The sequence below is a fragment of the Streptomyces sp. NPDC057099 genome, from assembly GCF_042671245.1.
Classification (GTDB): domain Bacteria; phylum Actinomycetota; class Actinomycetes; order Streptomycetales; family Streptomycetaceae; genus Streptomyces; species Streptomyces purpurascens.
This window is the reverse complement of sequence record NZ_JBHUTX010000011.1, coordinates 1-26,030: the sequence shown is the minus strand read 5'-3', so window position 1 is coordinate 26,030 and position 26,030 is coordinate 1. Positions and strand designations below refer to the sequence as shown.

Genomic DNA, 26,030 nt, shown 5'->3' with positions numbered 1-26,030 from the left:
AGGGGGTCTTTCTCATGACCGGTGCGAAGACGGCGGTCGAGTGGCTCGCATCCGCCGCACCCGACCCCGAGGCCTGCCGCTGGGAGTGGGAGCGCAACCCGCTGGGGGTCGCGCTGCTGCCGGCCGGCGGCGCCTGGGACGTGCTCATCCTGCCCGGCGGCCTCGGCTACGCCACGCTCGACGTGCTAAGCCGTGTGCTCGACCGGCCGGGGCCCGTGCTCGTCGACTTCGGCGACGAGCGCATCGGGTTCTTCGTGCCACCGGGCACCGCGGCCCGCTGGCTCGGCACGGGCATCAGGACGGCGGGCGCCGGCACCTGGATCGTCGTGCCGTACCCGGGCCGTTCCTCACCCGGCGGCGTCCGCTGGCTGATCCCGCCGGACGGCTCGGGCATGCTGACGGACCCGACGCTGCTGGAACTGGCGATGCACGAGGCGGCGGCACGACTGGCCACGGAACGGAACGGCTAGGGCCCGCTGCCGGGACTCACCGCGGCTGCCCCGGCTGGCCCTCGCCGGAGAAGCAGCCACAGCGAGGAGAGCAGCACGGCACACAGGCACCAGCTGGCCGCCACGTCCAGGGGCCAGTGGTAGCCGCGGCGGACCAGGCCGTAGCTCGCGCCGAGTACGAGGGCGACGCAGCCGGCGACCAGGGCGCCGCGGGCGAGGGGGGCGCGGAGCCGGGGGAGCAGGAGCAGGGTCGAGCAGCCGTAGGCGATGGCGGCCGTGGCGGTGTGGCCGGAGGGGTAGTAGCCGGTGCCCGGCGGCACGGCCGGGGTGCCCGGGCGGTCCGTGAGGTCCTTCAGCGGGATGATCAGCGCCGGGACCAGGGCCATGAGGAGGGCCGCGGCGGCGACCGGCAGCCACCAGCGTTCCGTACGGCGGGTCCGCAGGGCGACGAAGCCGAGGGCGACGACCAGGACCGGGACCGCGACCTGGACGTTGCCGAGGTCGGCGAGGAGTTCGGAGTAGCGGTCCGGGTGGACCAGTTCGCGGCTGGCGCGCTCGTCGAGGCGGATGAGCGGGCCGTCGGTGACGACCTGCCAGGTGATCAGGACGAAGAGCAGAGCCGGGAGGCTGAGCAGGAGGGCCAGGACGCGCGAGTATGTCGCGGTGGGCTCGTCGCGAACCTGGTTCCCGGAGATCGGCATGGGACACAGCTTGGCACGGGCACGGATGTTCCTTGCCCACCCGGCGCGACCCCCGTGGAGGATCACGTGAACCAGCCGGAGAGCGACGACGGCCTCTTCGACCACTGCCCGTGGCTCTACGCCGAGCAGGCGTCGCAGGCGCAGCGCGCGGCACAGGAGCAGCGCAGGAAGCGGCTCCTCGCGGAGGCGGGGCCGGGGCCGGGGGCGGTACGGCTGGGAGAGGGCTGCTTCGTCGCGGAGACCGCCGCCGTGTACCCGGACCACCTGGTCCTGGGCGACCGCTCGTACATCGCGGCCCACGCGTATGTCACCGGCGACATACGCACCGGCGCCGACTGCACGGTCAACCCCTTCACCGTGGTGCGCGGCACCGTCACCCTCGGGGACGGTGTACGCGTCGGCGCCCACAGCTCGCTGCTCGGCTTCAACCACGGGACCGCGCCCGACCTGCCCGTCCACCGGCAGCCGGTCACCAGCCGCGGGATCACGATCGGCGACGACGTGTGGATCGGCTCGCACGTGGTCGTCCTGGACGGCGTCACCATCGGCGACCACTGCGTCATCGGCGCGGGCGCGGTCGTCACCAAGGACCTGCCCGCCTGGACGATGGCGGCCGGCAACCCGGCCCGCCGCATCAGGGACCGCCGCGATCCGCGCGAAGCGGGGGCTGGCAGGGGGGCGGAGGGGAGCGGGGCGCCTGGCGGTGCCGCAGGGGGAACTGCTTTGTCCGGCGGGGCGGTAGGGGATGGTGCGGTGCCGGGTGGGGCGGTGGGAGAGAGTGCGGTTCCGGGCTGCGCGGTAGGGGATGGTGCGGTTCCGGGCTGCGCGGTAGGGGATGGTGCGGTTCCGGGCAGGGCGGTGGGGGGAAACGCGGTGCCGGGCGGCGCGGCAGGGGAAGACGCGGTGCCAGGCAGGGCGACAGGGGAGAGTGCGGTGCCAGGCAGGGCGACAGGGGAGAGTGCGGTGCCAGGCAGGGCGGCAGGGGAGAGTGCGGTGCCAGGCAGGGCGGCAGGGGAGAGTGCGGTACCGGGTAGGGCGGTAGGGGAAGGCGCGGTGCCGGGCGGCGCGGTGGGGGATGGTGCGGTGCCGGGCAGGGCGGTAGGGGAAAACGCCGTGCTGGGCAGCGCGGCAGGCGAGAGTGCGATGCCGGGTGGCGCGGCAGAGGGCAAGGCCGTGCCCGGCCGTGCGGCTACGGTCGGTGCGGCACCGCGCGGTGAGGATCGGTGGTCCGCCGACGACGTGGTCGGCCACGCTCTCCGAGCCCCTCACGGAGGGGCGCCGCGCCCCTCCGGCACCCCCGCCCTCGTCGAGGCGCTCTCGGACTTCGCCGGGGCCGCCCGTGCGCAGGCGGTCGAGGTGCTGGACCGCTGCTGGCGGCCGGACACCCGCCGGTTCGCCGACCGGCCCGGCGCCGAGCCCACCGTGCGGGCGCAGTGCGACGCCGTCGAGATCGCCGACCTCCTCCTCGGGGCCGCGCCGCCCCAGCTGCCCGCCGCCGAGCAGGTGGCACGACTGCGCGGCCTCCAGGACCCGGCCACCGGCCTGATACCCGAGTACGGCGCGCCGCCGCCGCTTCCCGGCCCGGCCGGAGTGCCGGACGACGGGGCCCCGGCCTATCACGTGCTGTGCGTGGGGTACGCGCTCGACCTGCTCGGCAGCTCCTTCGCCCACCCCGTCCACGCGGTCCGCCGCAGCACCGCCGACCGGCTGGTCACCCACCTGGCCGAACTGCCCTGGCACGACCGCGCCTGGCACGCCGGTGCGTGGGTCGACTCCTGGGCCACCGCCGCGCACTGGAACCTGCGCCTCGGCGCCGAGGCGGCCGCGCCCGGGGCGCTGGAGGCGCTGTTCGGCCGACTGCACACCCGGGTGGACCGCCGTACCGGCATGTGGGGTTCGCCCACGCCGCGGGACGGACTCCTCCAGCCGGTCAACGGCTACTACCGGCTCACCCGCGGCTCGTTCGCCCAGTTCGGTCTGCCCGTGCCGTACGCGGAGCGCGTGATCGACACGGTCCTCGACCACGCACGCGACCCCCGCCACTTCGCACCCGGGCGCGAGAACGCCTGCAACATCCTGGACGTCATCCACCCCCTGTGGCTCTGCGCCGGGCAGACCACCCACCGCTCCGAAGAGGCCCGCTCCTGGGCGGCGGCCCAGCTCACCGCCGCCCTGCGCCGTTGGCATCCCGGCCAGGGCTTCGCCTTCGGCCCGAGCCCCGACGGCACCGGCCCGGGCCGCGACCCCGGCCTCCAGGGCACGGAGATGTGGCTCGCGATCGTCTGGCTGCTCGCGGATGTCGTCGGTGTCGCCGACGCCCTGGGCTACCGCCCCCGTGGCATCCACCGCCCGGAGCCCGCGCTGCCCGGCTGATTGTCAGTGCCGGGTGCCAGACTCCCGGCATGACCGAACCCGACCCGAAAGCCGACCTCCTCCGTTACCTCCAGGAGGCCCGCGACGCCCTGCTCTGGAAGCTCGAAGGGCTCTCCGAGTACGACATCCGCCGCCCGCTCACACCGACCGGGACCAACCTGCTGGGCCTGGTCAAGCACGTCGCCGGGGTGGAGCTGGGGTATTTCGGCGACACGTTCGGGCGGCCGTACTTCGTCGAGGAACCGCCCCCGCCCTGGTGGTACACGCGGGACGCCGAACCCAACGCGGACATGTGGGCCACCGCGGACGAGTCGCGCGAGCAGATCGCCGGGCTCTATCGCGCGGCCTGCGAGCACGCGGACCACACGATCGAGACGCTGGCACTGGACGCGACCGGTCACGTCCCGTGGTGGCCCGAGGAGCGCCGGGAGGTGACGCTGCACCACATCCTGGTCCGGGTGATCGCCGACACACAGCGGCACGCCGGCCACGCCGACATCGTGCGCGAACTCATCGACGGCAGTGTCGGGCTGACGAAGAGCGGCGACAACATGCCGGAAGGCAATCAGGACTGGTGGGAGGACCACCGACGCCGGCTCGAGCGCGTCGCGCGGGAGGCCGATGACAGCTGATCCGGCTGGAAGAAGAGGGAGGTCGGCCGCCCCGGAACAGGGGGGGTGGTTCCGGGGCGGCCGTCCGGACCGGAACGTCGCGCGCCCCGGGGGGTTTGGGGCGGGCGACTGTCCGATCGGTGAGGAGATCCAGAGCCACAGGCTCCGGTTGTGTGCGCGAGGGCACGACCAGGTCGAAGCTGGGGAGGCCCCGGCCTGATGTCACCCACAGTCCCCTGCGGGCGGGGGTGTATCTCTCATCTGGTTAGAACCTACGACAGGGGCAGGGCGGAGGACAGGCCGAAGGGCCGCCTGTCATCCACCTCGCACACCTTCTTCACACGCTCTGCCGCTCGCCGCCGCCGGAGCGGAACCGGAACGGCTCCTTCGCCCCGACGGCGGCTCGGATGCGTAACTACCGTGTCAGATACGGGCGAACGCCTGCTCGATGATGTCGAGGCCCTCGTTCAGCAGGTCCTCGCCGATCACCAGCGGGGGCAGGAAGCGGAGCACGTTGCCGTACGTGCCACAGGTCAGGACCAGCAGGCCCTCCGCGTGGCAGGCCTGGGCGAGCGCGGCGGTCGCCTCCGGGTTCGGCTCCTTCGTGGCGCGGTCCTTGACCAGCTCGATGGCGATCATGGCGCCGCGTCCGCGGATGTCGCCGACGATGTCGAACTTCTCCGCCATCGCGGTGAGGCGGGCCTTCATGACCGCCTCGATGTCCTTCGCCTTGGCGTTGAGGTCGAGCTCCTTCATCGTCTCGATGGAGCCGAGCGCGCCGGCGCACGCGACGGGGTTGCCGCCGTAGGTGCCGCCCAGGCCGCCCGCGTGCGCGGCGTCCATGATCTCGGCGCGACCGGTCACGGCGGCCAGCGGGAGGCCGCCGGCGATGCCCTTGGCCGTGGTGATCAGGTCCGGGACGATGCCCTCGTCCTCACACGCGAACCACTGCCCGGTGCGGCAGAAGCCGGACTGGATCTCGTCGGCGACGAAGACGATGCCGTTGTCCGAGGCGAACTTGCTGATCGCCGGCAGGAAGCCCTTGGCCGGCTCGATGAAGCCGCCCTCGCCGAGCACCGGCTCGATGATGACGGCGGCCACGTTCTCCGCGCCGACCTGCTTGCTGATCTGGTCGATGGCCTGCGCGGCGGCCTCGGGGCCCGCGTTCTCCGCGCCGGTCGGCCAGCGGTAGCCGTACGCCACCGGCACCCGGTAGACCTCGGGTGCGAACGGCCCGAAGCCGTGCTTGTACGGCATGTTCTTCGAGGTCAGCGCCATGGTCAGGTTGGTACGCCCGTGGTAGCCGTGGTCGAAGACGACGACGGCCTGACGCTTGGTGTGGGCGCGAGCGATCTTGACGGCGTTCTCGACGGCCTCGGCGCCGGAATTGAACAGGGCGCTCTTCTTGGCGTGGTCACCGGGGGTCAGCTCGGCGAGCGCCTCGGCGACCTCGACGTACCCCTCGTACGGCGTGACCATGAAACAGGTGTGGGTGAAGTCGGCGAGCTGGGCGGAGGCCCGGCGGACGACGGCCTCGGCGGAGGCGCCGACGGACGTCACGGCGATGCCCGAGCCGAAGTCGATGAGCCGGTTGCCGTCGACGTCCTCGATGATCCCGCCGCCCGCACGCGCCGTGAACACGGGCAGTACGGAGCCCACGCCCTGCGCGACCGCGGCGGTGCGGCGGGCCTGCAGTTCCTGCGACTTCGGTCCGGGGATGGCGGTGACGACGCGGCGCTCCTGCGGAAGTGAGGTCATGCGGGGCTCCTGGGGTGGTGCGGACGGTGTGTTCTGCGGACGCTTGGCTTCTTTTCTCGCAGGCTAGGGCGGGGAAAGGGGGGTGGGCATGCTCCATGTGGGCGTTGTCGGAGGGGCGGCTTGTCCGGGGTGGACATGGCGCTCTGACGGGCTGCTGCCCACGACCCGGCCGTGTAAGCGGTGAACTCCCCAGGGGAGGGCGTTAGATTGGCTCGCTGATGGTGGACGGAGCGGCTGGTCAGGGGGAAAGGGCGATGGACAGCGACGGGACGCAGGAGGCCCGGGGTACGCATGCGAGCCCCGTACCGCGTCCGGCGGGGGCGCCGGAGGTGCCCTCGGTGCCACCGAACGGCCCCGGCGAGCCACCGGGCGGCCGGAGCGGGCCCCCGGACGGACCGGCCGTGCCGCCCCGGCCCACGCGGGCTCCCGGGACCCCGCCGGGGCCCGACGGCTCGTCCTTCATGACCTGGCTGCGCACGCCCCGGCCCGACGCGGCACCGGGCGTGTGGCGGTTCGGACACCGGCCGCGGCCCGCGGAGGAGCCCGAGGAGATCCCCACCCGGCAGTTGCTGAGCGGGGCGCTGATCGCCTTCCTGGTGGGATGGCTGATCTGGTCGCTGCTGCAGAACGGGTACCTCGGCAACTGGTGGTGGGTGCCGTTCGACCTGATCATTCCCGATGCCTGGCGCGGCGGCGACAGCGATCTCGGCGAGACCGGCACGTTCATCGTGTACCAGGGCTACGAGCTGCTCGTCGCTCTGGGGATCATGGTCGGGGTGGCCCGGCTCGGCCGCTGGGGCGAGGTCTGGCGCCGCTTCGTCGTCCCCCGCTTCCGTCGGCCGGAACCCCAGACGGCCCCTCGGGACCCTCAGGACGACCCGGCCCAGTGGAACGAGCTCCGCGCCGCCGGAGCCGTCGACGCCGCCGATCGGCTCGCCGCCGAGGCCCGCTCCGGGCTCATGCGGGACGTCGACCACGCCCGGATCCTCCGGGCCTGGCAGGGCGTGCGCATCGGACGGCACAGCCTCGCCACCTTCAGCTCCACCGTCCTGCGCGACGGCGCCGCCGCCTGCCTCCACCCCTCCGGAGAGCGCGACCTGCCGGCGCGCCTCGCCCGGCACGACCTCGTCACCGGCCAGGTGCGGCTGGGGACCACCGTCGACGACACCCGTAACCCGTACGCCTACCGGGGCGCGGGGCTCGGCCTGGGGCCCGATCTGCTCGGTACCTCGCTCGTGGCCGTCGGTCCCGCCGGGTCCGGCAAGACCGGTGCCGTCGTCCGGCCGCTCGCCGAGTCGCTGTGTCTGCACGCGCTGGCCGGGCGGGCCGCCGTGGTCGTGGTCGGAGCGGCGGGCGCGGGGCTCGGGCCGGCCGACGCGTACGACGTCGTCGTGCGGATCGGGAACCAGGACTCCGAGTACGACCTCGACCTGTACGGCGGGACCGCCGACCCGGACGAGGCCGCGGCCGTGCTGGCCGAGGCACTCGTCGGGGACCTCGCCGACCCGCACCCGGGCAGTGACACCCGGCGCTCCACGACCGTCCTCGCCCAACTGCTCGGACCGTTCCGGGCCGTGCACGGGCGTTTTCCCTCCGTACCGGAGCTGCGGCAGCTCCTGGACGGGGCGCCCGGGCCGTTCGCCGCGCTGCGGCAGGGGTTGCAGGACTCCGGGCAGGAGTCGCTGCTGCGGGAGCTCGACGCCCGGGAGCGGCAGATGGGGCAGCCCGGAGATGTCGGCGGGGTGCTCACGGACCGGGTCGCGCTGCTGGACCGTCCCGCCTTCGCCTCGTTCTTCGACACCTCCGGGGCGACCCGGCCCTTCACCCTCAAGGCCCTCGACCACCCCGTGCGGGTGCGGATCGATCTGCCCGAGCGCGGGCACGCCGACGCCTCCCGGATGCTGGCGCGGCTGGTGCTCGCGCAGTTCTCGGCGAGTGTCGCGGTGCGCGAGGACCGGTCGCTGTTCGCCTGCCTGGTGCTGGACGACGCGACCGGTGTGGTGACGCCGGAGGCCGTGCGCGGCATCCAGCGGCTGCGGTCCGGCAACGCCGGTGTCGTGCTCACCCTGCGGACGCTGGACGACGTGGCCAGGCCGCTGCGCGGACCGCTGCTCGGTGCCACCGGGTGCCGGATGGCGCTGTCGGGGCTCACGCCCTGGGACGGGCAGGACTTCGCCGAGGTGTGGGGCAAGGAGTGGATCGAGGCCCGGGACGTCACCGACCGGCAGATCATCGCCGAGACCCCGGCGGGCAAGGCCGTGCACATGCTGCGCCGGGTCATCACCGGCAAGGCGCCGACCGCACGGGCGGTGACCGTGCGGCAGGTCGAGCGGGAGCGCTGGTCCGCCTCCGAGTTGGCGCACGGCGTACCGGCGGGGCACGCGGTGCTGTCGCTGACCGATGTGAAGGGCGAGCACGCGCCGCCGCTGCTGGTCGATCTGCGGGGCTGACGCCTGCCGGGCACCGGCGCGGTACGCGAGGACCGTACGGTGAGGCAGAATCGTCACAGGTCGTTCATACGTGGCGGCCAAATGAGCACAAAGATCACACAGCACCGCTCAGCCCTGACGCAGACCTGAAGGCCTCATGCCCCCGACGCTCGCCTCGCTCGTCCACCACTCCGCGCTGAAACTGACCGTGCGGGCGGGCGAAGACCGCCTCGACGTGCCGGTGCGCTGGGCACACGTCAGTGAGCTGGCCGACCCCGTGCCCTACATGGAGGGCGGGGAACTGCTGCTGATGACCGCGCTCAAGCTGGACGCCGAGGACCCGGAGGCCATGCGCCGGTATGTGCGGCGGCTGGCCGAGGCCGGAGTGGTCGGGCTCGGGTTCGCCATAGGCGTCAACTACGAGGAGACGCCCAAGGCGCTCGTCGACGCGGCCGGGGAAGAGGGCCTGCCGCTGCTGGAGGTGCCGCGCCGGACCCCCTTCCTCGCCATCAGCAAGGCCGTGTCCGCCGCGATCGCCGCCGACCAGTACCGGGCCGTCACGGCCGGGTTCGCCGCCCAGCGTGAGCTGACCCGGCAGGCGCAGACCGGCGGGCCGGAGGGGCTGCTGGCCGCGCTGGCCGCGCAGGTCGACGGCTGGGCGGCGCTGTACGACGCCTCGGGCGCCGTGGTCGCCACGGCACCGGAGTGGGCCGGACGGCGGGCCGCGCGGCTCACCGGCGACGTCGAGCGGCTGCGGGAGCGGCCGGCGCCCGCCTCCTCGGTGGTCGGCGGGCCGGAGAACGAGGACCGGGTCGAACTGCACACCATCGGCACGGGCCGGCGCCCGCGCGCGGCCCTCGCGGTCGGCACCGCCGCCGCCCTCGGCACCGCCGAGCGCTACGCCGTCCACTCGGCCATAGCGCTGCTGACCCTGACCACGGAACGCTCCCGGTCCCTCCAGGCCGCCGAGCAGCGGGTCGGCGCTGCGGTGCTGCGCATGCTGCTGGCCGGGGAGCCGGACCACGCGCGCACGGTCGCCGGGAGCCTGTACGGCGGGCTGCTGGACGCGCCGTTCCGGATGCTGGTCGCCGAGCGGGTGCCCGTGTCGGCCTCGGCCGCGCTGACCCGTGCCGAGGCCCGGGCGGGCGTACCGGCCGTCGACCGGCCCTCCGCCGCCGCGCTCGCCGCCGCCGACACCGGCGGCGACCCCCTCGCGGCGCTCGCCGACGTCATGGAGTCCGCGGCGGCCCGGGCCGGCGAAGCCGTCCTGGTGGTGCCCGAGGGGGAGCGGCTGGTGGTGCTGGCCGCGGACCGGGGTGCCGCCGCCGCGGCCTGCGGGGAGTACGCGGCCGCCCTGGAGACGGCCCGGGCGGGCGTACGCGAGAAGGTGCCGGGCGGCGAGGAGGCCGAGCTGGTCGTCGGCCTGTCGGCACCGGCCGGTCCCATCGGGGCCTCCGGCGCGTACAAGCAGGCCGAGCAGGCCCTGTCGGTCGCCCGGCGGCGCGGACGAGTCCTGGTGGAGCACGAGCAGATGGCGGCCGGATCGGTGCTGCCGCTGCTGGCGGACGACGCGGTACGGGCCTTCGCCGACGGGATGCTGCGGCCGCTCTACGAGCACGACGCCACGGGCCGCGGCGACCTCGTCGCCTCCCTGCGCGCCTGGCTGTCCCGGCACGGCCAGTGGGACGCGGCGGCGGCCGACCTCGGCGTCCACCGGCACACCCTGCGCTACCGCATGCGCCGCGTCGAGGAGATCCTCGGCCGCTCCCTGGACGACGCGGACGCGCGGATGGAGCTCTGGCTGGCCCTCAAGGCGACGACCACCGAACCGGCCCCGTCCGCCAAACCGTAGTGTTCGCGGCCGGTACTGCTACACCTCGTACAAACGCCGTTCGGCCACCCCGCCCCTACCGTGGGAACCCGCACAGGAACCACCCCCGACGCCGAAGGGCCGGAACTGAGATGACTTCCACCCACGCCTTCTGGCTCGCCGGCCGCCAGGCCACCGGCGAGGACACCTTCGACGTCAGCTCCCCGTGGGACGGGCGGCTCGTCGGCAAGGTGAGCGTGCCGACGGACGCGCAGGTCGAGGAGGCCGTGGCCGCCGCGTACGCCGTGCGCGACGAGTTCGCCGCCACCCCCGCCCACGTACGGGCCGCCGCCCTCGACCACGTCAGCAAGCGCCTCGTCGAGCGTACCGAGGAGATCGCGCGGCTGATCTCCGCCGAGAACGGCAAGCCCCTGAAGTGGGCGCGCGGCGAGGTCGGACGGGCCGTGTCCGTCTTCCGGTTCGCCGCCGAGGAGGCCCGGCGCTTCAACGGCGGCGAGGCCCAGCGCCTCGACACCGACCTGGGCGGCCAGGGCCGACTCGCCCTCACCCGCCGCTTCCCGAAGGGCGTCGTGCTCGGCATCGCGCCCTTCAACTTCCCGCTCAACCTCTGCGCCCACAAGATCGCCCCGGCCATCGCCGCCGGCGCGCCGATCATCCTCAAGCCGGCCCCGGCCACCCCGCTGTCCGGCCTGATCCTCGGCGACCTGCTGGCCGAGACCGAGCTGCCGGCGGGCTCCTGGAGCGTCCTGCCCGTCGCCAACGACAAGATGCCGGCCCTCGTGCAGGACGAGCGCCTGCCCGTCATCTCCTTCACCGGCTCCGAGAAGGTCGGCTACGCGATCATGGAGTCGGTGCCGCGCAAGCACTGCACCCTGGAGCTGGGCGGCAACGGCGCGGCCGTCGTCCTCGCCGACTGGGCGAGCGACGAGGACCTGGACAAGGCGGCGCAGCGCATCGCCACCTTCTCCAACTACCAGGGCGGCCAGTCCTGCATCTCCGTCCAGCGCGTCATCGCCGACGCCTCGGTCTACGACCGGCTGCTGCCGCGCGTCGTCGCCGCCGTCGAGGCCCAGGTCACCGGCGACCCGGGTGACGACGCCACCGACGTCGGCCCGCTGGTCAGCGAGGACGCCGCCCAGCGCGTCGAGACGTGGGTCCAGGAGGCCGTGGACGCCGGTGCCGCGCTGCTCACCGGCGGCAAGCGGGACGGCGCCTCGTACGCGCCGACCGTCCTGGCCGACGTGCCGGCCGATGTCACGATCTCCTGCGAGGAGGTCTTCGGACCGGTCCTCACCGTGCAGAAGGTGAACGGCGAGGCCGAGGCCTTCGCCGCCGTCAACGACTCCAAGTACGGCCTCCAGGCGGGCGTCTTCACCCACGACCTCCAGACCGCCTTCCGCGCCCACCGGGCCCTGGAGGTCGGCGGAGTCGTCATCGGCGACGTGCCGTCCTACCGCGCCGACCAGATGCCGTACGGCGGCGTCAAGCAGTCCGGCGTGGGCCGCGAGGGCGTGCGGTTCGCCATGGAGGACTACACGTACGAGCGTGTGCTGGTCCTGACCGGGATCGACCTCTAAGCTCTAGCTCATGGGAACCATTTTCATATAGGCTCTCCGAAGAGGCCCGGCACCGATGCCTTCCGGTGCCGGGCCCCTTCTTTGCGTCGGCCTGCTCCGGACCCTCAGCCGGAGAAGCCGACGTGCGCGAGCCGCAGCGGGCCGCGCAGCCTGAGGCGGACCTCGTGCACGCCCGCGGCGGTGACGGGTGCGCTGAGGGAGACGTAGTCGTACGGGCCCGATGTGGGTCCAGCGGTTGACAGCACCGCGAGCGCCGGGCCGCCGTCGAGGGACAGCTCGACCGTGCCCTCGCCGGCCGCCTCCACCGTCACCTCGGTGATGCCGCGCCCGAAGTCGCAGGCGCGGTAGAGCAGTTCACCCGTGGACCCGCCCACCGGCGTCACCGCGTCGCCCGACACCTTCGTCCGGTCGACGATCTCGATGCCGCTCTGCTCGTCGAAACCGGCCGCGGCGAGGCCGCCCGCGACGACCGGGCGCGGCAGGGTGGGCTCGCCCTCCGGCGTGACGGTCGTCCGCAGCCGGACGTCCTCGCTGGAGGCTCCGGCCAGCAGCTCGTACGCGCCCGGCTCCACGCGCCACCGGTCCTGCGCGACGTCCCAGAACGCGAAGGCGGACACCGGGACCTCGAAACTCAGCTCCGCCGTCGCGCCGGGGGCCAGCGTGACGCGGCGGTGGTCCAGCAGCTCGCGGCGCGGACGCGGCACGGACGGGTCGACGGCCCGCGTGTAGAGCTGGGCGACCTCGTCGGCGGTGATGTCGCCGGTGTTGGTGACGGTGAACGAGACGTGCAGCGTGCCGTCCTCGGCCCGGCTCGTCAGACCGTCGTACGCGAACGACGTGTACGACAGGCCGTGTCCGAAGGGGAACAGGGGTGTGCCCTCGAAGTACAGGTACGTCTGGCGTGCGCCGATCACGTCGTAGTCGAGGAGGCCGGGCAGATCGGCGTCGTCCGCGTACCAGGTCTGCGGCAGACGGCCGGCGGGGGAGACGTCGCCCGCCAGCACACGGGCCAGGGCGGTGCCGGCCGCCTGGCCGCCGTGCGCGGTCCACAGCACGGCCGGGAGGGTGGCCGGGTCGACGGCGTAGGGGTAGGCGGAGACCAGGGCCAGCACGGTCGCCGGGTTCGCCGCGCGGGCGGCCCGCAGCAGCCGCTCCTGGTGCTCCGGCAGCCGCAGGGTCGTACGGTCCTCGGTCTCACGGCCGTTGATGTGCGGGTCGTTGCCCGCGACCACCACGACCACGTCGGCCTCGGCGGCGGCGCGCGTCACCGCGTCCTCGCCGCGCTCGGCGACGATCAGCTCGAACACCTCGGGATCTTCCTCGGCAACCTTCACGCCGTCGGCGGAGACACACACGTGGCGACCCGTCCCCACGTGCTTCAGGAGGTGCCCGCTCTCGTGCGGTTCCAGGCGGAACGTCTCCTGGACGATCCAGCCGCCCGGCTGGTCGGCGGAGGCGCGGACCCGGCCGTCCTCGGCGACCGAGAGGTAGCGGCCGTCGGGCGCGCGCAGCGTCAGCACGCCCTCGCCCCAGTCGACCAGCGCCAGTTCGGTGCCGGTCGCGTCGGTGGTGAGCGGGGGCAGGTCGGTGCGGCCCGCGAGCAGCGCCGGGTCGAGCGCGCCCTCGGCGCCGCGCACCTCGTCGGCGGCGTCCGCCGCCGGCGGCACGTGCAGGAACGCGCCCGAAGAGGCCTTCAGCCGGACCCGGTCCACCCCCTCCGCGAACTCCACCCGCTCCGCGCCGAACCGCTCGTACAGCCCCTCCAGCGGGGTCGAGCGATGGATCAGCGTGCCGCTGTACCAGTCGAGCTTGCACTCGTCGGCGAGCAGCCCGACCACGGCGATACGGGCGTCCGGGGCGAGCGGCAGCACCCCGTCGTTCTTCAGCAGCACGACCGCCTGCTCGGCCGCCTCCCGGGCGAGGGCGCGGTGCCCCGGAGAGTCGAACTCGCTGGTGGCGTCGTGCGGGTCGTACTCCGGATCGAACTCGCCGAGCCGGAAGCGGACCGAGAGCTGACGGCGGACGGCCCGGTCGAGGTCGGCCTCGGTCAGCAGACCGCGCTCCAGGGCGCCGCGCAGCCGCCCGGTCATCCGCGCGGAGTCCGTTCCGTGGTCGGTGAAGCTGTCGACGCCCGCCACGAGGGAGGCGGCGGTGGCCTCCTCATGGGTGTCGAAGTAGTGCTCGGAGTCGACCAGATTGCTCGGCGCGCCCGCGTCCGAGCAGACCAGCAGCTCCTCGTCGGTCCAGGCCCGCAGATGCTTGCCGAGGTAGGGCGAGACATGGTTCGGACGGCCGTTGACCAGGTTGTACGCCGGCATCACCCCGGCCACCGCACCCGCCTCCACGGTCTCGCGGAAGGCCCGCAGGTCGTACTCGTGCAGCACCCGCGGACGCACCGAGCTCGACGTCGTCGACCGGTCCGTCTCGTTGTTGTGGGCGAGCCAGTGCTTCAGCACGGGCGCGGTGCGCCAGTAGGTGGGGTGGTCGCCGCGCAGTCCGTGCGTATAGGCGGTGGCGATCGCCGAGGTGAGCTTCGGGTCCTCCGAGTAGCCCTCCTCGTTGCGGCCCCACAGCGGGTGGCGCAGCAGATTGACCGTCGGGGCCCAGACGTTGAGCCCGACCCGGTCGTCCTTGGCGCGCATCGCGCGGACCTCCTTGGACACCGCGTCGCCGACCCGCCGCACCAGCTCCGGATTCCAGGTGGCGCCGAGACCGACCGCCTGCGGGAACACCGTCGCCGGGCCCATCCACGCCACCCCGTGCAGGGCCTCCTGGCCGGTGCGGAAGGCGGCGATGCCGAGCCGCTCGACGGCGGGTGCGAACTGATGCAGGAAGGCGGTCTTCTCCTCGCGCGTGAGCCGCGACAGGAGGTCGTCGATCCGCTTCGCGAACGGCAGGCGCGGATCGCGGAACGGCGGCGTGGGCGGCGTGTGTGCGGTCACGTGGGGATCCCCTTGCGATGGATCGGCGGTGCACTTTCGAAGCGCTTCGATGCTGAGTCGACGACGGGTCGGGTGTCAAGGGATCAGCTCTGTCCCTTCAAGCAGTGCATGCGGAAAGTCTCCTTTCGTACCGGGGAGGAAGTTTGGGAACGACCCTTGTGCACCCTGGTGTGTTCACTTAACCTCACACAACATCGAAGCGCTTCGACTACAGAAGTCCCGGGTGGGTCGACAGCTCGCTTCGGCTCAGCCAGTTCCACTCGAGACACCGCAGCCGACGGCCCTCCGCCGGGTGTCCTGGTGTGCCATGAAGGGTTGACGCAATGACGCCGAACGCCGCCTCCGCCTCCTCCGGACCGAGCCGGAGATCCTTCCTCGCCTCCACGGCGGTCGCCACCGCGGCCGTGGCGGGCGGGATGCCGTTGCTCGCCGCCTGCGGCGGTTCGGACAGTGGCTCGCGGGACGGCACCACGTCGGGGAAGACGGCGAAGAAGCTGCTGCCGGCGTACGTCGCCAGCAACGTGGTGACGCCGGACATCCCGTCCAAGCACGGCTCGGCGATGGGCTTCACGAGCAAGCTCGCCCTGTCCGACCTCAAGACCTCGGTGCCGAAGAAGCTCGGCAAGGGCAGCGCCATCAAGATCATGTCGCCGTTCTGGGGCACCCCGCCGAAGGGCGACAACGCCTACTACAAGGCGATGAACGACCTGATCGGCGTCGACATCACCTGGCAGAACCAGGACGGCATGACCTACGACGAGAAGCTCGGCGCGGTCCTCGCCTCCAGCGATGTGCCGGACGTCGTGGTCATCCCCAGCTGGAACATGGGCGGCAAGATACCCAGCGCCATCATCAGCAAGTTCGCCGACCTCGGTACGTATCTGTCCGGGGACGCGGTCAAGAAGTACCCGAACCTCGCCGCCATCCCCAGCGGCGCCTGGCAGTACTCCATCTTCGGCGGCAAGCTGCGCGGCCTGCCCCAGCCGGCGCCCTCCGTCGTGGGCATCGTGCCCTTCTACCGCAAGGACGTCTTCGACAAGGAGGGCTGGGACCTCCCCACCTCCCCGGACGAGTTCCTCGCGCTCGCCAAGGAGATCACCCGGCCCAAGGCCAAGGTGTGGGCCTGCGACGACATGAAGTGGTCCGCCTTCAACTTCTTCGGTGTGCTCTCCGGCAGTGAGAAGCCCCTCGGCTGGAACCTGACCGACGGCAAGCTGGTCTACCGCGTCGAGACCGAGGAGTACCTCGAGGCGCTGGAGTGGACGCGCAAGCTGTACGCGGGGGGCTTCGTCCACCCCGACGCGAAGGCGGTGCAGGGCACCGCGGGTGACCGCTTCACCGCCGGCCAGGTGCTGATCTACAACAACAACATCACCGACTGGTGGGGCAAGATGGCCGAGCAGTCGGGCCAGAACTCCGATTTCCGCATCTCCGGCATGGACATCTTCGGCGCCGACGGCGGCGACCCCACCCTGTGGGCCGGCTCGCCCGCCGGCATCTTCGCCTTCGTCAACAAGAAGGCGTCCAAGGCCGTCGTCGAGGACATCCTGGCCGCCGCCAACGTCACCGCCGCCCCGTACGGCACCAAGGAGTACATGCTCACCAAGTACGGGGTGGAGGGCACGCACTACACCGTCAAGGACGGGGTGCCCACCAAGAACGACAAGGGCAACCAGGAGGTCGCGAACGCCTACGAGATGCTCGCCAGCCCCGCCCCGACCATCGCGCACCCGGACTTCCCGGACATCGCGAAGGAACAGGTGGAGTGGCAGCAGCGGATGGGCGCCTTCACCAAGAAGTCCACCTTCTGGGGTATGCAGATCACCGAGCCCGCCCGCTACACCAACCTCTCCAACGACTTCGAGCAGCTGGAGGACGACGTCGTCCGCGGCCGCAAGAAGATCAGCGATGTGCAGCAGGCCGTCGCCGAATGGAAGAAGCAGGGCGGCGACAAGCTGCGGGACTGGTACCAGAAGCTGCACGACACCAACGGTTCCGCGCAGTGACCAGGCGCTGAGGCAAGGAGTAGGCCGTGTCCCACAGCACGGTGCCTCGCAGCAGGGCCGAGGCGAAGACGAGTGAGGAAGCCTCCCGGGGGACGGACGTCCCCACCGGGGAGCGGCCGGGGCGGAAACTCTCCGGCAAGGTGAGCCTCAGGCTGCGGCTGCGCCGCGACCGCACCCTGATCCTGATGACCCTGCCGGCCATCGCGCTGGTCCTGGTCTTCAACTACATACCGATCCTGGGCAACGCCGTCGCCTTCCAGGAGTACGACCCGTACGTCAGCGACAACGGCTTCGTCGCGATGCTGGAGAGCCCCTGGGTGGGCCTGGAGCAGTTCGAGCGGATCTTCGCGGACTCGGCGTTCTGGGACGCCGTGCAGAACACGCTCGTACTGTTCAGCCTCCAACTGGTGCTGTTCTTCCCGATCCCGATCGTGCTCGCGCTGCTCATCAACAGCGTGATCAGGCCCCGGGTGCGGGCGGTGTCGCAGGCGATCCTCTACCTGCCGCACTTCTTCTCCTGGGTACTGGTCATCACCGTCTTCCAGCAGATCTTCGGCGGGGCGGGCATCATCGCGCAGACCCTGCGCGAGCACGGCTACGAGGGCTTCGACCTCATGACCGACCCCGGGATCTTCAAGTTCCTGGTGACGGCGGAGGGCGTCTGGAAGGACGCCGGCTGGGGCATCATCGTCTTCCTCGCCGCGCTCGCCTCCGTGAGCCCCGACCTCTACGAGGCGGCGGCCATGGACGGGGCCGGGCGCTGGCGCCGCATGTGGCACGTCACGCTGCCCGCGCTGCGGCCCGTGATCGCCCTGCTGCTGGTGCTGCGGGTCGGTGACGCGCTCACCGTCGGCTTCGAACAGATCCTGCTGCAACGCGACGCGGTGGGACCGGGCGCGTCGGAAGTCCTCGACACCTATGTGTGGTGGAACGGCGTCCGCAACCAGGACTTCAGCTACGCGGCGGCCGCGGGCCTCGTCAAGGGCCTGGTGAGCGTGGCACTCGTCCTCGCCGCGAACAAGGTGGCCCACTTCATGGGCGAGCAGGGGGTGTACAAGAAGTGACCACCGTCATGGACAAGGCGTCCGTCGAGGAGGCGGCGCGCGCACCACGCTGGTGGGAGGCCCCACCGAGGCCCGTCTGGGACGACGAGCCGGGCAGGGCCGGGATCGCGGGCAAGGGCATCGTCCTGGCCGGTGCCTGCCTCGCCGTCCTGTTCCCGCTGTGGATCGTCATCGTCACCAGCCTCTCCTCGAAGCAGACCATCACCGAGGCCGGCGGACTGGTGATGATCCCGAAGGACATCACCTTCATCGCCTACCAGGAGCTGCTGAGCGGCGGGCAGGTGACCCGGGCCGCGATCGTCAGCGTGTGCGTGACGCTGGTCGGCACGGTGTTCTCGATGACGGTGTCGGTGCTGGCCGCCTACGGCTTGTCCCGCAGCGGGTCGCTCGGGCATCGCTGGCTGCTGATGACCCTGCTTGCGACGATGTTCTTCGGGGCCGGGCTCATTCCGACCTATCTGCTGGTGCAGTCGCTCGGGCTGACGGACACGTATCTCGCGCTGATCCTGCCGAGTGCGGTCAGTGTCTTCAACATCCTGGTGCTGCGCGGGTTCTTCATGGGGATCTCGCCGGAACTCGTCGACAGCGCGCGGATCGACGGGGCGGGGGACTGGCGGATTCTCTGGCAGATCGTGATGCCGCTGTCCCGGGCCGTCATCGCGGTGATCACCTTGTTCTATGCGGTCGGTTATTGGAGTGCCTGGTTCAACGCGTCGATCTACTTGAGCAACCAGGACATGATGCCGTTGCAGAACGTCATGATTCAGCTGGTGCAGAAGCAGGAGGCGCCGGTGGGGGTGAGTCAGGCGATCAAGACCGGGCAGATTTCCGGGCTGGCGATTCAGATGGCCGTGATGGTGATGGCGTTGCTGCCCGTCGCTGTGATCTCGCCGTTCGTCCAGAAGCATTTCAAGAAGGGCATGCTCACGGGGGCGATCAAGGGGTAGTGCCCTTGTTTCTTGTCTCGCCGTAGGGCTGTCGGTTGTTTGTGTCTGCGGCTGCGTTGTGGCACTTCGCGCAGTTCCCCGCGCCCCCAAGAAAAGGGCATCTCCCTTCCCTGTCTTTGCAAGAACCGAGGTACGTCATGGCCACTTTCCACCTCAGCAGACGATCCGTGCTGGCCGGGACCGCTGCCGTCGCCGCAGTCGTCTCCCTCCCGGTCGTTCGGGGGCGGGCGGATGCCGTCACGCCCCCAGCCGGTGAGAAGAACGGGTACCGGTGGCGCAACGCCGTCATGGGCGGCACCGGATTCGTCACCGGCGTGCTGTTCCACCCCGCCGTCCGAGGCCTCGCCTACGCCCGTACCGACATCGGCGGCGCCTACCGCTGGGACGACCGCACCGACCGGTGGGTCCCGCTGACCGACCACATCGGCTGGGACGACTGGAACCTGCTCGGCGTGGAGGCCATGGCGGTCGACCCGGCGCATCCGAACCGGCTGTACCTCGCCCTCGGTACGTACGCGCAGTCCTGGGCCGGCAACGGAGCCGTGCTGCGGTCCGAGGACCGGGGCGCCACCTGGACGCGCACCGACCTCACCGTGAAGCTCGGGGCCAACGAGGACGGGCGCGGTTGCGGGGAGCGGCTGCTCGTCGACCCGAGGGACAGCGACACCCTGTGGCTCGGCACCCGGCACGACGGACTGCTCAAGTCGGCCGACCGGGGCGCCACCTGGAAGGCCGTGAGCTTCCCGGCCACGCCCAGTGCCACCGGCCAGGGCGTCACGCTGCTGGTCGCCGCGGGCCGCACCCTCTACGTCGGCTGGGGCGACTCCGACGGCACGGCCGGCAAGCCCAACCTCTACCGCACCTCCGACGGTACGACCTGGGAGGCCGTCCCGAAGCAGCCCGCCGGCACCGCCGCCAAGGTGCCGATCCGGGCGGCGTACGACCGGCACACGCGCGAGCTGTACGTGACGTACGCCAACGCGCCCGGCCCCAACGGCCAGTCCGACGGTAGCGTGCACAAGCTGCGGACGACGGACGGGAAGTGGACCGAGGTCACGCCGGTGAAGCCCGGCGGGGCGACGGAGGACGGCGGGACCGACTCCTTCGGGTACGGCGGTGTCGCCGTCGACGCCCGGCGGCCCGGCACCGTCGTCGTCTCCACCAACAACCGCTGGGCGCTGATCGACACCCTGTTCCGGACCACCGACGGCGGCCGCACCTGGAAGTCCCTGAAGGACAAGGCCGTTCTCGACGTCTCCGAGACGCCGTACCTCAAGTGGGGCGCCGACAAGCCCAAGTTCGGCTGGTGGATCCAGGCCGTCGGCGTCGACCCCTTCGACTCCGGGCACGTCGTCTACGGCACGGGCGCGACCCTCTACGGCACCCGGGACCTCAAGCACTGGGCGCCGCAGATCCGGGGTCTGGAGGAGGCGTCCATACGCCAGCTGATCTCCCCTCCGGCCGGAGAGGCGCACCTGATCAGCGGGTCCGGGGACATCGGGGTGATGTACCACGAGCGGCTCACCGCCTCCCCCTCACGCGGCATGGCGTCGAACCCGGTGTTCGGCACGGCGACGGGGCTCGCGCTGGCCGCGGCCAAGCCGTCGTACGTCGTGCGGGCCGGGTGGGGGGACAACGGCAACGGCGCCTACTCGAACGACGGCGGCAAGAGCTGGGCGCCCTTCAAGGCCCAGCCGGCCATGGCCAAGTCCGCGCCGGGGCCGATCGCCGCCAACGCCGACGGCAGCGTGCTGCTGTGGTCCTTCGGCTCGGCAAATGCGGGCTACCGCTCGGCGGACAACGGTGCCACCTGGTCCGAGGTCGCCTCCTTCCCGAAGGGCGCCGTCCCGGTCGCGGACCCTGCCGACGCGACGTGTTTCTACGCCTTCGACACCACGACCGGGACGCTCCACGCCAGCACCGACAGCGGCAAGACCTTCACCGCGCGCGCCACCGGCCTGAACTCGGGCGACACCGAGTTCCAGCTGACCGCCGCCCCGGGCCGCTCCGGCGACCTGTGGCTGAGCCTGAAGTGGAACGGGCTGTACCGCTCCACCGACGGCGGCGCCACCTTCACCAAGGTGAGCAGTTGCTGGGCCTCGTACACCGTCGGCTTCGGCAAGGCCGCAGGGGGCGCCTCCTACCCGGCCCTCTACATGGTCGGCTCCACCGAGAGCATCACCGCCGTGTACCGCTCCGTCGACGAGGCGAAGACCTGGACGCGGATTAACGACGACCAGCACCAGTGGGGTTGGATCGGCGCCGCCATCACCGGCGACCCGCGCATCCACGGCCGGGTCTACATCGCCACCAACGGACGCGGCGTGCAGTACGGGGAGCCCGCCTGATGCCCGAGCGAAACAGGCCCGGCCTGTCCGGTGCCACCCGGGGCCGGCTCCTCTTCGGCGGCGACTACAACCCCGAGCAGTGGCCGGAGGAGACCTGGCACGAGGACGTCCGGCTGATGAAGGCCGCCGGCGTCAACTCCGTCACCCTCGGGGTGTTCTCGTGGTCGAAGCTGGAACCGGAGCCCGGGGCACGGGAGTTCGGCTGGCTGGACACGCTGATGGACCTGATGCACGAGCACGGCATCGGGGTCGTCCTCGCCACCCCCACCTCCTCGCCGCCGCCCTGGATGGGCCGGCTGCACCCCGACACCCTGCCCGTCACCGAGGACGGCCGCACCGAGTGGTGGGGCGGCCGTCAGCACTTCTCGCACTCCAGCGCCACCTACCGGCGGTACGCCGCCGCCATCACCGAGGACCTGGCCACCCGCTACGGCGGGCACCCCGCCCTGACGATGTGGCACATCAACAACGAGTACTGCACCTTCGACCACGGCGACCAGGCCGCCGCCTCCTTCCGGCGGTGGCTGCGCGAGAAGTACCGCACGCTCGACGTCCTCAACGAGGCCTGGGGTACCGCCTTCTGGAGCCAGGGCTACGACACCTGGGACGGCATCCTGCCGCCCCGCCTGCCCCACTACATGCGCAACCCCTGCCAGGTCCTGGACTTCCGGCGCTTCACCTCCGACATGCTCCTGGAGTGTTACGTCGCCGAACGGGACATCGTCCGGCGCCACACCCCGCACCTGCCGGTCACCAGCAACTTCATGCCGCTGTGGTTCGGCCAGGACGCCTGGCGCTGGGCGGGGGAGGAGGACGTCGTCTCCGTCGACCTCTACCCCGACCCGCGCGATCCGCTCGGCGCCCAGAACGGGGCCCTGGTCCAGGACATGACCCGCTCCCAGGCACGCGGGCCGTGGATGCTCATGGAACAGGCGGCCGGGCCGGTCAACTGGCGCGGCGTGAACCACCCGAAGCCCCGGGGCCTCAACCGGCTGTGGTCGCTGCAGGCCGTGGCCCGGGGCGCCGACGCCGTCTGCTACTTCCAGTGGCGGCAGTCCCGGCAGGGCGCCGAGAAGTTCCACTCCGGCATGGTCAGCCACGCCGGGGAGGAAGGCCGTACGTACCAGGAGGTCAAGCGGCTCGGGGCGGACCTGGCGAGGATCGCCCCCGAGGTCACCGGGCAGCACATCACCGCCGATATCGCGGTCCTGCACGACTGGGACGCCTGGTGGGCCGGCGCCCAGGACGGTCGCCTCTCCACCCGGGTCGACTACCCGGACGTGCTGCGCGCCTGGCACCGGGCCCTGTGGCAGGCCCACCTCACCACCGACTTCGCCCACCCCGAGCACGATCTGACGCCGTACTCGATGGTCGTCGTGCCCCAGCTGTACGCGCTCACCGACACGGCGATCGACAACCTCCTCGCCTACGCCCGCGGCGGCGGCACCCTCGTCTGCGGATTCCTCACCGGCGTCGCCGACGAGGACGACCGGGTGCGCCCCGGCGGCATGGACGCCCGGCTGCGGGAGCTGTTCGGCATCCGCGTGCTGCACGAGTGGTGGCCGCTGGACGCGGGGGAGACCGTCGCCTGCGAGGGCTTCCGGGGCACGCTGTGGTCCGAGGAGATCGAGCCCTCCGACCCCGACGACACGACCCGCTACAAGGGCGGCGAACTGGACGGCATGCCCGCCGTCCTGCGCAAGGACAGCGCCTGGTACCTCTCCACGCTCCCGGAGCCGGAGGCGCTGCGCGACCTGCTGGCCCGGATCGCCGACGGCGCGGGCGTCGGGCCCGTGCTCGACGGCCTCCCCGAGCAGGTGGAGGCCGTACGTCGGGGAGAGCTGCTGTTCCTCCTCAACCACGGCCGCGAGCCGGTGACCGTCGAGGTCCCCGGCACCCACCACGACCTGCTGACCGGCACGGCCGTCACCGACCGGGTCACCCTCGGCCGCTACGAGGCGGCGGTTCTCCGGCCATGACCCCCTCCGCCCCCGTCCACGGCACATGGGAGCCAGACCCGGCCCGCCGCTGGGAGGACGGCTTCCTGAGCGGCAACGGCCACCACGGCGCCCTTGTGTTCGGTGACCCGGACGTCGAGCGGGTAGTCGTCACGCACCACACCCTGGTGCGCCCCAACGGCAGGAACCCCCGGCCCCCGCAGCTCGCCGAGGACCTCCCCGCACTCCAGGACCGCCTTCTGGCAGGAGACACGACCGCCGCAGAGAGCTTCACGGACGGCCGTCCGCACCAGTGGGTGCAGCCTTTCCACCCCGCCTTCCAGATCAGACTGCGCCGTCCGCCCGGTGCCCGGCGCGACTACCGCCGAGACGTCGACTTCACCACGGGCGTGGTGCGGGCCTCCTGCTCCGGCTGGGCCAGCCGGGTCTTCGTCTCCCGCGCCGACGACGTGATCGTCCAGCAGGTCACCGGACCCGGCCTCAGCCTCGACGTCGACCTGGACCACCGGCTGCCCGGCGCCCCCGCCGGACTGCGCATCGGCCACGGAGCCGTCCTCACCCCCGAGGGCGCCCTGCTGAGCCTGCGCGCCCGCTACCCGGACAGCGACCTGGCCTGCACGGGCGTCACCCTGGTCGCCGCCACGGGCGGCACGACGCGCCTCGTGCCGCCCGGGGTGCGCGCCGAGGGCGCCCGGTCCGTGCTGCTCCTCACCCGGGTGCACCGCCACACCGGCGAACTGGACGTGGTGGCCGAGGGCCGCGCCCTGCGCGATCTGCCCCTGGAGTACGACGAACTCCTCGACCGCCACGTCGCCCTCCACCGCACCGCCTACGAGCGCGTCACCCTCGACCTGGCCGCCGACCCCGCCGAACGGGCCCTCCCGGGCTCGGAGTTGCTGAGACGGCCGCGCAGCGCCGCCCTCCTGGAGCGCCTCTTCGCCGCAGGCCGCTACCACCTGCTGTCCGCCAGTGGCCTCTTCCCGCCCCGTCTGACCGGACTGTGGACCGGCGACTGGAACACCGCCTGGTCGGGCGCCTTCACCAACGACGCCAACCTCAACCTCCAGACCGCCTCCGCCGCTGCCGCCGCCCTCCCCGAGGTCACCGAGGCCCACGCGACCCTGATCCGACGGCAACTGCCCGACTGGCGCGACAACGCCCGCGCGATCTTCGGCACCCGGGGCGTCGTCGCCCCCGGCCACAGCGACGGCGAGTCGGGCCACTCGTACCACTTCGACCGTGAATACCCGCTGCACCTGTGGACCGCCGGCGCCGACTGGCTGCTCAAGCCGCTCGTCGACCACGACGAGACCCAGGGCACCCGCGACCCGCGCACCGCCGCCGCACTCGCCGAAGTCGCCCAGTTCTACGAGGACTTCCTCACCCGCACCGACGAGCACGGCCGGCTCGTCGTCGTCCCTTCCTACTCGCCCGAGAACCGCCCCGCCAACGCGAGCTGGGGCACCCTCAACGCCGCCATGGACCTCTCCGCGGCCCGCCACGCCCTGCGCACGGCCGCCGCCTACCACCCCGGCCCCGACGCCGCCCGCTGGCACGCCCTCGCCGAGCGCCTCCCACCGCACCGGATCAACCCGGACGGGGCGCTGGCCGAATGGGCCTGGCCGGGTCTGGAGGACTCCTACGACCACCGCCACCTCAGCCACCTCTACGGCGTCTGGCCGCTAGACGAGATCACCCCCTACGACAGCCCCGAGCTGGCCACGGCCGCCCACCGCGCCCTCGCACTGCGCGGCGCCGAGAACGACTCCGCGCACGGCCATCTGCACCACGCGCTCATCGCGGCCCGGCTCAGGGACTCAGACCGCGTCGCCCACGCCCTCGGCCAGGTCCTGGACGGCGACTTCTTCCACGCCTCCCTGATGAGCGCCCACTACCCGAAGCGGGACGTCTACAACGCGGACGCCGCGCACACCCTGCCCGCCGTGCTGATCGAGATGCTCGTGCAGTCGACCCCGGACCGGCTGGTCCTGCTGCCCGCGCTTCCGGCCGCGTATCCGAGCGGCGCACTGCGCGGGGTGCGCACCCGCTTCGGGGCCGAGATCGACCTCACCTGGACCCGGGACGGCGCCGCCGCCGTCATCAGGCCGGGCCGCACCCACCGCGTCGAACTGCGGACTTCCTCCGGCACGGAATCCCTCCACCTGGTCGCCGGAGAAGACCACGTCCTCACCCTGAGGGCGCGGTAGCCCCTACCCCATCCCCCCACCCCTGGAAGGGACCCCATGGCATCACGCACGCTCGGCAGGGTCACCAAGGCCCTGCTCGCCCCGGCCCTGGCACTCGGCGCGACCATCGCCCTCGCCTCCGCGCCCGCCTCCGCCGCAGTCTGGAACTCCTGCGACCAGTGGGGCAACACGAGCCTGAACGGCTACACGCTCTACAACAACATCTGGGGCGGCGGCGCAGGCGCCCAGTGCATCTGGGCCAACTCCGGCACCAACTGGGGCGTCAACGCCAACCACCCCAACACCGGGGGCATCAAGTCCTACCCGAACGCCAAGAAGGTGGTGAACAAGTCCATCACCTCGCTGGGGTCGCTCAACAGCAGCTACAACGTCACCGTGCCGTCCTCGGGCTCGTACAACACCTCGTACGACGTCTGGGACACGGACCACGACTACGAGATCATGCTCTGGGTCAACTACAACGGGGCCGTCGGCGCGCTCGGCAGCTACCAGGAGCGCGTCTCGGTCGGCGGCCACACCTGGGACGTCTACAAGGGCCGGGCCCAGCGGTCCGACGGTACGTACTGGGACGTCTTCTCGTTCCTGCGCACCTCCGACTCGACCTCGGGTTCCGTGCAGATCCTGCCCGTCCTGAAGTGGATCAAGGACACCAAGGGCTGGATGGGCAACGAGACCATCGGTGACGTCCAGTTCGGCTTCGAGATCACCTCGTCGTCCGGCGGCCTGGACTTCCGCGCCAACAGCATGAGCATCACCAGCAGCTGACCCGGAACGGGCCGGGGCCGGCCACACCTCACGGTGCGGCCCGCCCCGGCGTCTCGCCGTGGCG

16 protein-coding genes and 1 pseudogene are annotated in these 26,030 nt (G+C 72.1%); 13 read left to right on the top strand and 4 right to left on the bottom strand.

What is annotated here, in order from left to right; all coding sequences use genetic code 11:
• The first annotated feature begins 14 nt into the window (after positions 1–14).
• Positions 15–470 carry a hypothetical protein gene (locus ACFT4A_RS17090; RefSeq protein ID WP_382830784.1) on the top strand — a complete coding sequence of 152 codons (456 nt, stop codon included), beginning with the start codon at positions 15–17 and terminating at the stop codon, positions 468–470.
• Here the strand turns inward: ACFT4A_RS17090 and ACFT4A_RS17085 are convergent.
• A complete protein-coding gene (locus ACFT4A_RS17085; protein WP_382830781.1) occupies positions 467–1,150 on the bottom strand; it encodes a phosphatase PAP2 family protein in 684 nt (227 codons plus the stop codon). The two genes, ACFT4A_RS17090 and ACFT4A_RS17085, sit on opposite strands and share 4 nt — an antisense overlap.
• 66 nt (positions 1,151–1,216) lie before the next feature.
• Here ACFT4A_RS17085 and ACFT4A_RS17080 point away from each other — a divergent pair, with 66 nt between their 5' ends.
• The gene (locus ACFT4A_RS17080) at positions 1,217–3,523 is read left to right on the top strand and encodes a DapH/DapD/GlmU-related protein (protein WP_382830779.1); all 2,307 of its coding nucleotides are present in this window, start codon (positions 1,217–1,219) and stop codon (positions 3,521–3,523) included.
• Positions 3,524–3,552: 29 nt separating this feature from the next.
• Positions 3,553–4,155 carry a DinB family protein gene (locus ACFT4A_RS17075; RefSeq protein WP_382830778.1) on the top strand — a complete coding sequence of 201 codons (603 nt, stop codon included), beginning with the start codon at positions 3,553–3,555 and terminating at the stop codon, positions 4,153–4,155.
• A gap of 14 nt (positions 4,156–4,169) precedes the next feature.
• Here the strand turns inward: ACFT4A_RS17075 and ACFT4A_RS17070 are convergent.
• Positions 4,170–4,364 (bottom strand): annotated as a pseudogene (locus ACFT4A_RS17070) (hypothetical protein); the annotation flags it as partial.
• A gap of 193 nt (positions 4,365–4,557) precedes the next feature.
• The gene (gabT, locus tag ACFT4A_RS17065; protein ID WP_382830777.1) at positions 4,558–5,892 is read right to left on the bottom strand and encodes a 4-aminobutyrate--2-oxoglutarate transaminase; all 1,335 of its coding nucleotides are present in this window, start codon (positions 5,890–5,892) and stop codon (positions 4,558–4,560) included.
• A gap of 254 nt (positions 5,893–6,146) precedes the next feature.
• Between gabT and ACFT4A_RS17060 the strand changes: the two genes are divergently transcribed.
• The 3 genes from ACFT4A_RS17060 to ACFT4A_RS17050 all read left to right on the top strand — a co-directional run bounded on the left by ACFT4A_RS17060 (position 6,147) and on the right by ACFT4A_RS17050 (position 11,729).
• Complete coding sequence (locus ACFT4A_RS17060) at positions 6,147–8,342, top strand: ATP-binding protein (protein WP_382830774.1); 2,196 nt, start codon at positions 6,147–6,149, stop codon at positions 8,340–8,342.
• A 136-nt stretch (positions 8,343–8,478) separates the two neighbouring features.
• The gene (locus tag ACFT4A_RS17055) at positions 8,479–10,173 is read left to right on the top strand and encodes a PucR family transcriptional regulator (protein ID WP_382830773.1); all 1,695 of its coding nucleotides are present in this window, start codon (positions 8,479–8,481) and stop codon (positions 10,171–10,173) included.
• Positions 10,174–10,283: 110 nt separating this feature from the next.
• Positions 10,284–11,729: an aldehyde dehydrogenase family protein gene (locus tag ACFT4A_RS17050; RefSeq protein WP_382830770.1), complete on the top strand. Its 1,446-nt coding sequence runs from the start codon at positions 10,284–10,286 to the stop codon at positions 11,727–11,729.
• Positions 11,730–11,833: 104 nt separating this feature from the next.
• Here the strand turns inward: ACFT4A_RS17050 and ACFT4A_RS17045 are convergent, their stop codons facing one another.
• Positions 11,834–14,671 carry a glycoside hydrolase family 3 C-terminal domain-containing protein gene (locus ACFT4A_RS17045; RefSeq protein WP_382830768.1) on the bottom strand — a complete coding sequence of 946 codons (2,838 nt, stop codon included), beginning with the start codon at positions 14,669–14,671 and terminating at the stop codon, positions 11,834–11,836.
• A gap of 323 nt (positions 14,672–14,994) precedes the next feature.
• Between ACFT4A_RS17045 and ACFT4A_RS17040 the strand changes: the two genes are divergently transcribed.
• The 7 genes from ACFT4A_RS17040 (at position 14,995) to ACFT4A_RS17010 (ending at position 25,966) form a co-directional block, all read left to right on the top strand.
• Entirely contained in the window at positions 14,995–16,677 is a 1,683-nt protein-coding gene (locus ACFT4A_RS17040; protein WP_382830766.1) for a Tat pathway signal sequence domain protein, read from the top strand.
• Positions 16,678–16,703: 26 nt separating this feature from the next.
• Complete coding sequence (locus tag ACFT4A_RS17035; RefSeq protein ID WP_382830764.1) at positions 16,704–17,741, top strand: ABC transporter permease; 1,038 nt, start codon at positions 16,704–16,706, stop codon at positions 17,739–17,741.
• 8 nt (positions 17,742–17,749) lie between these two features.
• Positions 17,750–18,688 (top strand): carbohydrate ABC transporter permease, encoded by a 939-nt coding sequence (locus tag ACFT4A_RS17030; protein ID WP_382831075.1) that lies wholly within the window; start codon positions 17,750–17,752, stop codon positions 18,686–18,688.
• A 137-nt stretch (positions 18,689–18,825) separates the two neighbouring features.
• Positions 18,826–21,036 carry a 1,4-beta-glucanase gene (locus ACFT4A_RS17025; protein WP_382830761.1) on the top strand — a complete coding sequence of 737 codons (2,211 nt, stop codon included), beginning with the start codon at positions 18,826–18,828 and terminating at the stop codon, positions 21,034–21,036.
• Positions 21,036–23,015 (top strand): beta-galactosidase, encoded by a 1,980-nt coding sequence (locus ACFT4A_RS17020; RefSeq protein WP_382830759.1) that lies wholly within the window; start codon positions 21,036–21,038, stop codon positions 23,013–23,015. Before ACFT4A_RS17025 ends, ACFT4A_RS17020 begins: the two co-directional genes overlap by 1 nt.
• Positions 23,012–25,201, top strand: a complete 2,190-nt coding sequence (locus ACFT4A_RS17015; protein WP_382830756.1) for a glycoside hydrolase N-terminal domain-containing protein — start codon at positions 23,012–23,014, stop codon at positions 25,199–25,201. The genes ACFT4A_RS17020 and ACFT4A_RS17015 overlap by 4 nt, the downstream gene beginning before the upstream one ends.
• A 36-nt stretch (positions 25,202–25,237) precedes the next feature.
• Entirely contained in the window at positions 25,238–25,966 is a 729-nt protein-coding gene (locus ACFT4A_RS17010; RefSeq protein WP_382830755.1) for a hypothetical protein, read from the top strand.
• Positions 25,967–26,030 lie beyond the last annotated feature (64 nt).

Coding starts and splice junctions, on each gene's coding strand:
- ACFT4A_RS17090 (WP_382830784.1), top strand. CDS start 15: ATGACCGGTGCGAAGACGGCGGTCGAGTGGCTCGCATCCGCCGCACCC.
- ACFT4A_RS17085 (WP_382830781.1), bottom strand. CDS start 1,150: ATGCCGATCTCCGGGAACCAGGTTCGCGACGAGCCCACCGCGACATAC.
- ACFT4A_RS17075 (WP_382830778.1), top strand. CDS start 3,553: ATGACCGAACCCGACCCGAAAGCCGACCTCCTCCGTTACCTCCAGGAG.
- gabT (WP_382830777.1), bottom strand. CDS start 5,892: ATGACCTCACTTCCGCAGGAGCGCCGCGTCGTCACCGCCATCCCCGGA.
- ACFT4A_RS17060 (WP_382830774.1), top strand. CDS start 6,147: ATGGACAGCGACGGGACGCAGGAGGCCCGGGGTACGCATGCGAGCCCC.
- ACFT4A_RS17055 (WP_382830773.1), top strand. CDS start 8,479: ATGCCCCCGACGCTCGCCTCGCTCGTCCACCACTCCGCGCTGAAACTG.
- ACFT4A_RS17050 (WP_382830770.1), top strand. CDS start 10,284: ATGACTTCCACCCACGCCTTCTGGCTCGCCGGCCGCCAGGCCACCGGC.
- ACFT4A_RS17040 (WP_382830766.1), top strand. CDS start 14,995: ATGACGCCGAACGCCGCCTCCGCCTCCTCCGGACCGAGCCGGAGATCC.
- ACFT4A_RS17030 (WP_382831075.1), top strand. CDS start 17,750: ATGGACAAGGCGTCCGTCGAGGAGGCGGCGCGCGCACCACGCTGGTGG.
- ACFT4A_RS17025 (WP_382830761.1), top strand. CDS start 18,826: ATGGCCACTTTCCACCTCAGCAGACGATCCGTGCTGGCCGGGACCGCT.
- ACFT4A_RS17020 (WP_382830759.1), top strand. CDS start 21,036: ATGCCCGAGCGAAACAGGCCCGGCCTGTCCGGTGCCACCCGGGGCCGG.
- ACFT4A_RS17015 (WP_382830756.1), top strand. CDS start 23,012: ATGACCCCCTCCGCCCCCGTCCACGGCACATGGGAGCCAGACCCGGCC.
- ACFT4A_RS17010 (WP_382830755.1), top strand. CDS start 25,238: ATGGCATCACGCACGCTCGGCAGGGTCACCAAGGCCCTGCTCGCCCCG.